The following is an 11,206-nucleotide window of genomic DNA, read 5'->3' on the forward strand; positions in this document are numbered from 1 at the left end:
GGTCCTACGCCAGTCGGGAACAACGCTAGAGGTTCGTATGGCCTGAGTCGCAGGCATTCCCGGCTTAAACGCACATCCGACTGGGTACTCAAGGCCAGAAGATCAGGTTTTATTGCCTGATGAGAGTGCATTCATGACAGCCGTTACTTCGCGAGCCAGCACCACGTTTCAGATGATTGAACAGTTTCAGCACCGAGATGATCGCGGTGCTGGCATCCAGTACAATGGATTACCGTCCAAGACGCCTGAAGAGGCCACAGAAAGGCTCTGGCGTGGGAGTGCGGGCTGGCCGGACAAGAACGGCGACGGTCATTATGAAGTGACTTATGAGTTTCGAGAGCCTCCCAAAGACAAGGATCAACGACAGCGCAATAAGTCCGGGTTCACCCACATCCTGGAAAATCAGCGCGAACAGACCCGACGCAGTTTGCAATCCATTTCGGATGTGGCCAACGTGAGGTTTACCGAGGGGCCGAAAACAGCGAGCAGCGAAGGTCACATTACCGTCGGCAATTACGGCCATTTGTATAATAAAAAAGGTCAGTCCGTTGCTGCTTATCCTCAGACGTCCTTGCCGAATCCCAAGGACAAATTCAGCGGCGATGCCTGGTTCGTCGACACAAAAGACGATCAGAGTGTGCCCCATGCGGCCCATGGCGATGCAGGTCGTTTTACCCTTGTGCATGAGTTGGGCCATGCCATGGGACTGAGCCATCCGAGCAAATACAACGCCAGTACCGGCCCTGCGAAAGCCGGGTATCTGGAAGACTCCGAAAGCCATACCCACATGAGTTACCTGGGCGAACGGCACGGCTATATGAATCACGGCGGTACCCGCGCGTCGGCACCGCAACTTGACGATATCAGCGCCTATCAGCAGAAATACGGCGCCAACCATGAAACCCGCAAGGACGACACCACCTACGGTTTCAATTCCAATACCGACCGGGATTTCCTCAGCGTCAAGACCGACAAGGACAAGATGGTCGCTGCCATTTGGGACGGCGGCGGCACCGACACATTGGACTTCTCCGGCTATAAGCAGGACCAACAGATCAGTCTCAAGGCCGGGACCTTTTCGGATGTCGGCGGCCTCAAGGGCAATGTCTCGATTGCCTATGGCGTGACCATCGAAAATGCGATCGGCGGCTCCGGCAACGATTTGCTGGTGGGCAACGAAGCAGCCAACACGCTCAAGGGTGGGGAGGGTAACGACCGGTTATATGGTGCAGACGGGGCGGACCTTCTGTGGGGGGGCAAGGGCAACGATGTCTTTGTCTACGGGAAAACCAGCGAGTCGACCCACGACGCCCCCGATCAGATCATGGACTTCGTCAGCGGCGAGGACCGGGTGGATGTGTCCGGGATCAGCGCGGCATTGGGTAACCAGCCGTTGAAGTTTGTCCGTGCATTTTCTGGCGCCAGTGGCGAAGCGATGGTGACCTATGACCCCGCACTTCAGATGAGCACCTTGCAAATCAGCGGCAAGCCTGGCGAGCCGGCCTTCGTCCTGCTGGTCCACGGTAAATTGCAGCAGAGCGACATCGTGGTTTGATTCAGCGAGCGTTTCGCAACAGCGTCTCAAACAAACGCTGCACCTGGGGCTCATCAGTGTGGGCCACGTTGAAACGCATCGAGTCACGCTGCGTCGGGTCGTAGCCAAACAGCGCGCCGGGCGCCAGCACCATGCCCTGCTTTAACGCTGCCTGGGCCAACCGTTCGCCGTTGACCCCAGGCGGCAGGCGCGCCCAGATAAACATCCCGCCTTCGTAACCCATCGGCAGCTCGCAGCCGCAACGCTTGAGCCACTGTTCCACGCGTCCGCCGGCCTCCATCAAGCGTTGCACCATGCGCTTGCGGTGCTTGGCGTAGCTGCCTTCGCTGAGCATGCGGTACACGATCTGTTCGAACAGTTCGGAGGTCACGCCGCCGCTCATCAGCTTCATGTTGGTGAGGTTGGCCGCCAGTTGCGGCGCGGCGACCACGAAGCTGACGCGGGCGTTGGCGCTGAGGATCTTGGAAAAGCCCGACAGGTAGGTGACATGGTCGAGGCCGGCGAGGGCGGCCAGGCGCGGCGGCGGGTTGGGGTGCAGGTCGCCGTAGAGGTCGTCCTCGACGATATGGCAGTGGTACTGCTGGGTCAGTTGCAGCAGGCGGAACGCCTGGCCGGGGCTGAACGAGTGGCCGGTGGGGTTGTGCAACACGCTGGTGGTCAGGTACAGGCTGGGGCGATGCTCGGCCAGCAGGTGTTCGAGGGCCGTGAAGTCAAAACCGTCGGGACGCCGCGGGATCGTCACCACCTTGACCCCGTGCAGGGCCAGGTTGGCGTGGAAGTTGAAATAACACGGTGCATCGAGCAGGACCGTATCGCCGGGACGTGCCAGCAGGCGCATCAGCATGTCCAGGCCTTGCACGGTGTTGGGAGTGGTGATGATCTGTTCCACCGACACCGACAGGCCCTCGCCGTGCAGCTTCTGTTGCAGGGCCTGGCGCAACGGCAGTAACCCGGCCGGTGTGCCCAGGCTGGCGATGCGCAGTGACGGCGCACGCACGACGCTGCGCAGGGTTTGGCGCAGGGCTTCACTGTCCAGCCAGGTTTCCGGCAGGTGGCCGCCGCCAGGGCGCAGGTCGCCGTAGGCGGTGGCGAGAGGGCGGCGCAATACGCTGAGCAGGTCCTGAGGCAGCAGATCAACCCAGTTCGAAGTTGTCGGCCTTGGGTGGTCTATCGCCACAAAATAGCCACGGCCTTGACTGGATGTGAGCAGGTTGCGGCCGCGCAGGCGGTCGAGGGCCTCATTGAGGGTGAACTTGCTCACGCCCAGGGTCTCGGTCAGTGCGCGAACCGAGGGCAATTTGCTGCCGGGCGCCCATTCGCCGTTTTCGATGGCCTGGCTGAACGCCTCGACGATCTGTTGCACCTTGGGGGCACCTTCTACAAAGGCGATGGCCGATACGAACACGCGACTTCCTTATCTTTGCTGGTGATTTTACCGGTAAAGTTTGGGCGAATTAGGCATTACTTTACCTGCCTTGCGCAATGCCAACTGCCTAGACTGCGGGCTCCATTCCCCAGGTCCCCGGCCATGACAAGCGCGTTAACCCTTTCCTCGTTCCTGTATTTCCTGCTGTTTTGCGCCACCATGACCTTCAGCCCCGGCCCCATGACCCTGCTGCTGTTAAGCCTGGGCGTGCGCGACGGGCTGCGCCGTTCGATCCCGGCACAGATCGGCGCCAGTGTGGCGTACCTGATCTCGATCCTGATCTTTGCCGTGGGCTTTTCCGAATTGATCAAGGGCTACCCGGTGATCACCCAGGGAATCCAGGTGGTCGGCGTGGCGTACATCCTGCATCTCGCCTACAAGCAATGGACCAGCAGCGGCGTGGTGATCGAACGGATCGGCCATGTGGAAGCGGCGCGCAACCTGTTCGGCAAGGGCTTGCTGACCGGGTTTTCCAACCCCAAGACCCTCATCATGTTCAGCGCGGTGTTCCCGCAGTTCGCCGGGACTGGGGAGAGCCGTTCGACGGTGGACATTGCCATCCTCGGGCTGACATTCCTGTTGCTGCAATTCGCCAGCGGCTGCCTGTATTGCTATTTCGGCCAGCGCATCAAGCACGTGCTGGAAAACCCCAAGCGCCGGGTGTGGTTGCAGCGCATCACGGCGCTGTTGCTGGTGGGCGTTGCCTTGATGCTGGCGCGGGGCTTTGCCCACTGAGTGTTGAGCTTATGAGCGGTAGTGGCGATCTGCCGTTGCCCTGATAGACTCCAGGCATTCCTCCAGGATCTCACCCCACCATGTCAGCTGCAGAAGGCACCGGACTTCCGCTCGCTTCACGGCTGTACAAATCCCGTACCCTCGGGCTGACGCTCGGTTTTGTGTGTGTGGTGTTCGGGATGTATCCCCTGGCCCCCGCGTGGTGGGTGTGGGCCTGGATGGTGATCAACGCCTTCGCCTGGCCGCATATGGCTTTTCAGTTGACGCTGCGCAGCAACAACGCACTGCGCAGCGAGCGGCGCAACCTGTTGTTCGATTCCTTTTGCGGTGGGTTCTGGGTCGGTGCGATGCACTTCAACCCGCTGCCCAGCGTGACCACCTTATCGATGATGACCATGAACAACGTGGCCATCGGCGGACCGCGCTTCATGCTGGCGGGCTGGGTGGCGCAGGCGCTGGGTATTGGCACTGCGTTGCTGATCTTTGCCCCGGCATTCATCGCCGTCACCTCTCAGGCACAGCTCTACGCCTGCCTGCCGATCCTGATGCTGTACCCGCTGGCGCTGGGCTGGATCTGTTATCGCCAGGCGGTGACCCTGGCGCGACACAAGCGCGAATTGCTTGCCCTGAGCCGCACCGACAGCCTGTCCGGCCTGCTCAACCACGGCGCCTGGAAGGACCATCTGGAAATCGAATTCCAACGCTGCCGCCGAGGTCCAGCGGGCGCCGCCATCGCGCTGATCGACATCGACCATTTCAAGACCATCAACGACACCTACGGTCATGTCACCGGCGATATCGTCCTGCGCCAGCTCAGCAAAGTACTGCGCCAGAACCTGCGCGCCACCGACCTGGCCGGGCGTTACGGTGGCGACGAATTCTGTGTGATCCTGCCGGACATGCCGCTCAACCGCGCCACCGAAGTCATGGATGCGCTGCGTGACCGTTTCAACGCCCTGGCCTACGCCCAGGACCCGACCTTGCGCGCCAGCTTGAGCATCGGCCTGGCGCCGTATCAACCGACCCATGCCGACTCCACGCAGTGGCTGAACGACGCCGACCAGGCGCTGTACGAAGCCAAGAGCAGCGGGCGCAACCGCGTCAGTTCAGTACAGGGGAGTTGGTTGCGATCGATCTAGTGGAGTAGGGTGGGGCGGCACCTTTCAACAAAAACAAGGATCGGTTCATGCTCTTCACTTTCCCCCGTACCCTCCTGGCCGCCACCCTGGCCCTGTCCTTCGCCCTGCCGGCCTACAGCGCCGAACCCCATAAACAGATCCAGACGCAGTCCGAACAGTACAAGGCCGAAGCCCTGAAACTGCTGGAGCGCCTGGTGAATATCGACTCGGGCTCGGGTTATGAGCCAGGCCTGACCCAAGTGCGCGACATTGCGGTTGATGAGCTTAAACAGCTCGGTTTTTCCATTGAACTGGTGCCGGACAAAGCGGCCAACAACAGTCACGTGGTCGCCACCCTCAAGGGCACCGGCAAAGCCAAGATCCTGCTGATGGCCCACATGGACACTGTGTTCAAGGAAGGCTCGGCTGCCGCGCGTCCCTTCCACATCAAGGACGGTCGCGCCTACGGCCCCGGCGTGATGGACGACAAAGGCGGTATCGTCGCTGGCATCTACGCGCTTAAAGTCCTCAAGGACCAGGGCTTCAAGGACTACGCGCAGATCACCTTCCTGCTCGACGCCAGTGAGGAAACCGGCTCCGACGCCGCCTCCGACCTTATCCGTAAAACCGCCAAGGGCCACGACGTGACCCTCAACCTCGAACCCGGCCGCCCCGCCGACGGCTTGGTGGTGTGGCGCAAAGGCAGCGCCACCGCCGTGGTCGAAGTCAAAGGCAAAGCCGCCCATGCCGGCGTCGCCCCGGAACTGGGCCGCAACGCCGCCATGGAAGCTGCGCACCAGATCCTGCAACTGGGCAAGCTGGGGAATGAAGAGAAGAAAACCACCATCAACTTTACCGTGATCAAGGCCGGGGACCGTACCAACGTCATTCCCGATCAAGCCACTGCCAAAGCCGACGTGCGTGCGGCATTACCGGAAGAGTTTGATCGCATCGAGAAAGACCTGGTGCGAGTCTCGGCGAACAAGCTGATCCCGGAGACCGAAGTGAAGACCAGCCTGCAGCGTGGCTTGCCACCGATGCCGCAAACGCCGGAGTCGGACAAACTGGTCGCGATTGCCCAGGGAATTTATGCGGAGTTGGGCAAGACACTGACCATAGAAGGTAGCGGCGGGGCGGCGGATGCGAGTTTGTCGGCCGGGGTTGGGACGCCGACGTTGGATGGGTTTGGGATTGTTGGCGGGAATATTCATACGCCGGAGGAATATGCGGAGGTGGAGAGTGTGGTGCCGCGGGTTTATTTGCTGAGTCGGATGATTATGGAGTTGTCGAAGCGGTGATGGGGTGGGGGGACTCACTTTGTTGGGTGACCTCCCATTTATCTGACAGAGCATTGTCTGTGGTGAGCAGGCTTGCCCTGCGTTGGGCTGCGCAGCAGCCCCAGAACAGGCGATGCCGATCCACCTGAAAACCCCATTGTCTGGAGTGGGGCCGCTGCGCGGCCCAGCGCGAGCAAGCTCGCTCGCCACAGGGATGGTGTTATCAAGTTGGTTGGGCTTCGAGGATGGCTATTTAAGGTGGTGCAATTCATTTTTTCGTTTATTTGACCGTTTTTATTAGTGTGATTCGGTCTCGTTGCGGTAACTCTTGAGGCGTTCAAGCAGTACTGTCATGAACGCTCTTTTGTTAATTATGTCGTCTTCAAAGTATGTGTCAAATAGATAAAAGACAGATTCGAAATCCTCGTCTTTCGATAGATAGTATTCGATAGTTTCTATGAGCCATATTTGCTCATCCTCTGCATATGAGAGAAATTCTGGCTTGGTTAAAATATCAAACAGTTCTGAAAGTTCAGTTTCGTCATTTACATTTTTTGAAACTATAATTTCTTCTCTTTCTCGGTTTTTGGTGTTTTCTGTGCTGTAAGTAAATAAAAAGCCTTGCAGTATCGTGAGGGTTGGTTTCTTTTTCATCTATCAAAATCCGTATAGGCTGTGATTGGTTTTCCATCTCTGTCTAAATGCACAACTGCTTTAGTTTGTTTTCCATATTCTAGTCCGTCTCTCTTATATCCTTCGCCGATAATTTTTCCCATGTCCATCGGTCTTGGGGTTTGCGCTCGGCCATCGAGCTTGAATATCAGAATAGCTCTTTCAATTGCATTAAATTGATCTCTATGACTAAGAAAATGCGTGGCAGCACTTGGTAGTCTTGGTGTGCCTGCTCTTCTTCCCCTGTCAAAGGTCTCAATTTCGCCGGTAGTTGGGTTTTTTGCCGTTGCTACCCGTTCCAGTTGGGACTCCAAAGAGGTCTGGGCTCCATGTTTTTCCAAGAAGTGTGCTCCTGGAATTGATGTCTCAAGCTCCGATAATCGCCGATGAATGTTTGACTCAGCCAGCTCATCAATTCTTGCCTGCCGCTTAGCACGCGTCAGTTGCGGTAAAGCGGGCTCTCCGTCATTGATGCTTGACGAAGAGCGTTGAGAAATGGCGCCTTGCTTGCAACCATCTTCGCCGGGGCATGAGCTCAACCCCAACGGATCCACCCATCCAGTAGGGTTGGGTACGTATTGGTACGCATTGATCCCACCCGCCAACTTCACCGGATCCGGCGTCAGGTAGCGACCAATATCCGGATTGTAGTAGCGATGACGGTTGTAGTGCAGCCCGCTTTCTGGGTCGAAATACTGACCTGGGAAGCGCAGCGGGTTTTCAATTTTGCGTATATCGAGACGGTGGATTTCACCGTAGGCGCGGTAGTGCGCAGACCAGGCGATTTCGCCGTTGGTATCGGTGAGTTCCTGCGGCGTACCCAAGTGATCGAGTTGGTAATGGTAGGCCTTGGTTTCCTTTGGGCCAAAGCCCTCCAGCAGCGCCAATGGCCGGAAGCTGTCGGGTTCGTAGAGGTAACTGCGATGGCGATCCGCTTGGTGTTCGGCGATGAGTTTGTCGCCCTGCCAGAAAAACTCGGTCGTAATGCCATCAACGGTCTTGCTGATACGCCGCCCAAACGGGTCATAGCGATAGCTGGCAGTCTGGCCGTTGGGTTTTTTAACCCCGATCAGCCGGTGCTGGCAGTCGTAGCGATACTCGGTGACGAGTTGGTGGCCTTTGCCGCGTCGTTCGCGGATAAGGTTACCGAAGGCGTCGTAGTCGTAGTGGTGGTCGCCTTGGATCATCAGGCGATTGCCCGCCACGATGTCGGGGCCGGGGCGGTTTTGCATGAGCAGGTTGCCGGCCGGGTCGTGGGCGAAGCGTTCCTGTTCGCCTTGGGAGTGGTCGGCGTGGGTGAGGCGGCTTAATGGATCGTAGTGGTAGTGGTGCTCGCCTTTGTGGGTGTCGAGCAGGCGGGTGAGGTTGCCGGATTTGTCGTAGTCGTAGTGGCGTTGGTAAAGGGTGTGTTGCTGTTGGGTGATGGCGTGGGCGTGCAGGCGTTGCTGGTCGTCGTAGTGGTAGTGACTGATCAGTTGGCCTTGTTGGCGCTGGTGTTCCTGGCCGGCTTTGAACAGGTGGGAGGTAAGGATTTCACCGTTCAGTTCGACGGTGGCGAGGTGGCCGCCTTTGTCATGGTTGAACACCACCCGGTTGTTGTCCGGCAGGCGTAGGTTTTGCAGGTGGCCGCAGGTGTCGTAGCCATAGCGCAAGGTGCCCCAGCCTTGATGTTCGGCAGTGAGGCGATTTTGGCTGTCGTACTCGTAGGCCAACGCCCAGTGGCCGTCTTCGACGCTTAGGAGGTTGCCCTGGCGGTCGTAGGCGTAATCGACCAGGTTGCCGTCGGGCAGGGTTTTTCTTACGAGACGTCCGGCATGATCGCGCTCGTAGCGGGTAACCAGTTGGCTGCCGTCATCACCGTGTTCGGTCTTTTCCTGAAGGTTGCCGTTGAGGTCATACACGTAAGCCGTGCGCTGCCCATCAAACCCGGTTTCCTGCTGGATCAGGCCATTGGCGTGATACTGGAGCCGGTAGGTTTCACCCACCTCGTTTTCGATCTCGGTGAGCAACAACCTGACATTGTCGTAACGGTATTTGACCTGCGTGCCATCAGCATTGATGCGACGACTGATCAGGTGCAGGCCGTCGGCGTATTCGTAGCGGATGACGTGGCCGAGTTCATCCCGCTCGGCGGTGATTCTTCCGTAAGCGTTGTAACTGTATTCCCGTGTGGCACCGCAGGGCCGAATCAGTTTCAGCAAACGGCCTGCTGCATCCCATTGATACTGGGTCAGCGCGCCATGTTCATCCTCGCGGGCAACCTGTCGCCCCAGAGCGTCATAGCGATAGCGTTTGATCCCGCCATTCGGCAACTGCTCCTCAAGCAACTGCCCACGCTCATTCCACACCAGCCGATGACAGCTGTGATCCGGATACCAAACCTGCGTCAGTTGCCCATATTTGTTGTAGCTGTAGTCCGTGAAGTTGCCGTCAGGATCGGTCCTACGCGTAACGTCGCCCTGGTCATTACGCTCATATTTCCAAACTGCTTCACCCCGCCTTACAACCCGTACGAATCCATTGTCATGCTCGTAGGTCGTCGGCTCATCATCCCCCGGAAACAGCGCCACCAAACTTCCAGCTTCGTCGTACTGATACGCCGTGATCGCCCCCAGCGGATCCTGCTCAACCGTCAGCCGGCCTTTGTCATCGTAGGATTTGAAATGCTCGGCCCCATCAGGATCCACCCGCCGCACCAGCCGCGCCCGCTGGTCATGCACGTAGACTTCCTGGCTGCCATCGGCGTTAAACACCGTGACCTGGCCGTTATCGTCCCAGGCATAGCGCGTGTCCATCTGCGAGAAACTGGCCCAATGCCGGACACATCGCGCGGCCTTGCCAGACCTTTCCCACGCCCAGAAGAAACTCGCCCCACCGGCCAGTCCACGCTCAAGAATGACGTGCTGCTCGTCGTACCGATAAACCTCGCTTTCGCCTACCGCATTGGTCGCGCAAACCAGTCGCCCAAGATTGTCATAGGCGTAGGCAACAACGTTTTGCTCTGTCACCCAAACAAACGGACCGTCGTCCACGGCCCGCTCAATTTGGTAGTCCACCGCCACGATGCGGCCCGACGCATAGCGCAGAAACAACGAGCGCCCGACGCCGTTATCCAGCCGCTCAATCTGCCCCAGGTAATTACGGAAAATGCGCAACCGGTTGTCATACGCATCGCTGATCGCCGTCAGCACACCGTCGCGGAAGTGGTAGAAGCGCGCCCCTTGAGACAGGACTAACTCATCGGGCAACGACCCCAAGTAGATCGCGGCTTCCGCCAGGCTGTTGGTAATCGCCGGCCGAGAAACCGTGGGCAAGGGCAGGGTCGTCGACCGATTTTCATGATCGGTCCACACCACCGAATCCCCGGACACACTCAGCCGATGCGCCAGCGAGTGACTCCAGCCAAACCCCAACCCGCCATCCACTTCCACCGCACTGGTGCGGTACAACCGCGTCCACTCAAACGGCAAGATCCCGTCCAGCGTCCCGTCGGTCAGCGTCAGCAGTTCCTCGCCCGTGACCATCGACACCGGACAGCCGTTGGTAGCGGTTTTGTCCGACGATGCAGCAGCATCCCCACTCGGGTTTCGAGCAGAAACAGGCACATCATCCACATGCTCCACCTGCTTCAGCATCGCGTTCTGCCGCGCCTTCCAGCGCATCTGCAGCCTGCCTTGCTTCAACCCACCCACCACCCCGCGAACCGCGACCGCCTTGTAGCGATCCACGGCCTGCATGAACTTTGTCAGAATCCCCAAAAGCCCCCTGACAAAACCCACCGCCGCCTCAAGAATCTGCCCGCCATACTTGACCAACCGCAGGCTCAAATACGCCACACCCGCCGCTGGCAAGGCGATGGTCAACACCACGCCAATCACCAGATCAATCAGCAACGACACCGCAAACCCAGCCGCCATCTCGGCCATTTCACCGGGCGGCAAGGCGTCCAGCCAGATCATCGCCGTGCGCAGCATCAGGAACAGTGCTGCCTCATCACTGGCCAGCAACATTGCCTGTTCCATGACCTTGGGTGCATCGGTGGCGAGTTGCGCCAATTTGGCCGCTTCTGCGCCCAGCTGTTCGACATACTTCAATGGGTCATCAAGAATCGCCTGTACGAGCTTGATGCTGTCCCACACATCACGAATCGCGGCCCAACTGCCCGCTAAAAGCCCGCCGCCAATCGCACTGGCGGTCGAGCGTTCCCAATGCGGTTTAAAACCCGACCACTCAGACCGAAGCCACTGCTCCAGGTCCCCTGTCAGCCCAGCGTACGACGCAAACAACGCGTCCACTTGCTCAGTAGAAACGCCCCCCTGCACCCGCACCTGATAACGCCCGCCCGCCGTGCAGTGGTGCGAGCCTTTGCCTTGGTCATCCAGCATGACCACAGCGGAACTGCCGTCATCCAGCCCGATCACCT

General features: G+C 58.8%; 7 protein-coding genes. 4 read left to right on the forward strand and 3 right to left on the reverse strand.

Going from position 1 to position 11,206, the window contains the following annotated elements; genetic code table 11:
* Positions 1 to 133: 133 nt before the first annotated feature.
* The gene (locus ACP7EW_RS30015) at positions 134 to 1,555 is read left to right on the forward strand and encodes a serralysin family metalloprotease (protein WP_426221711.1); all 1,422 of its coding nucleotides are present in this window, start codon (positions 134 to 136) and stop codon (positions 1,553 to 1,555) included.
* Position 1,556: 1 nt separating this feature from the next.
* On the opposite strand, the gene ACP7EW_RS30020 is transcribed toward ACP7EW_RS30015, so the two are convergent.
* The gene (locus ACP7EW_RS30020) at positions 1,557 to 2,960 is read right to left on the reverse strand and encodes a PLP-dependent aminotransferase family protein (RefSeq protein ID WP_426221712.1); all 1,404 of its coding nucleotides are present in this window, start codon (positions 2,958 to 2,960) and stop codon (positions 1,557 to 1,559) included.
* 123 nt (positions 2,961 to 3,083) lie between these two features.
* On the opposite strand from ACP7EW_RS30020, the gene ACP7EW_RS30025 reads away from it, so the two are divergent.
* The 3 genes from ACP7EW_RS30025 (at position 3,084) to ACP7EW_RS30035 (ending at position 6,132) form a co-directional block, all read left to right on the forward strand.
* Positions 3,084 to 3,716, forward strand: coding sequence for a LysE family translocator (locus ACP7EW_RS30025; RefSeq protein WP_426221713.1), 633 nt, complete (start codon positions 3,084 to 3,086; stop codon positions 3,714 to 3,716).
* 80 nt (positions 3,717 to 3,796) lie between these two features.
* Positions 3,797 to 4,855 carry a diguanylate cyclase gene (locus ACP7EW_RS30030; RefSeq protein WP_038846211.1) on the forward strand — a complete coding sequence of 353 codons (1,059 nt, stop codon included), beginning with the start codon at positions 3,797 to 3,799 and terminating at the stop codon, positions 4,853 to 4,855.
* 47 nt (positions 4,856 to 4,902) lie between these two features.
* Positions 4,903 to 6,132, forward strand: coding sequence for a M20/M25/M40 family metallo-hydrolase (locus tag ACP7EW_RS30035; protein ID WP_426221714.1), 1,230 nt, complete (start codon positions 4,903 to 4,905; stop codon positions 6,130 to 6,132).
* Positions 6,133 to 6,408: 276 nt separating this feature from the next.
* Here ACP7EW_RS30035 and ACP7EW_RS30040 read toward each other — a convergent pair whose 3' ends face one another.
* Together ACP7EW_RS30040 and ACP7EW_RS30045 are read right to left on the reverse strand one after the other, a co-directional pair.
* On the reverse strand, positions 6,409 to 6,765 hold the full coding sequence (locus tag ACP7EW_RS30040; RefSeq protein WP_426221715.1) for a hypothetical protein: 357 nt from the start codon (positions 6,763 to 6,765) through the stop codon (positions 6,409 to 6,411).
* The coding region (locus ACP7EW_RS30045; protein ID WP_426221716.1) for an RHS repeat-associated core domain-containing protein at positions 6,762 to 11,206 on the reverse strand (4,445 nt) is incomplete at its 5' end. The genes ACP7EW_RS30040 and ACP7EW_RS30045, both read right to left, overlap by 4 nt.

This window comes from Pseudomonas sp. DWRC2-2 (assembly GCF_049897885.1).
Taxonomy (GTDB): Bacteria; Pseudomonadota; Gammaproteobacteria; order Pseudomonadales; family Pseudomonadaceae; genus Aquipseudomonas; species Aquipseudomonas azotoformans_A.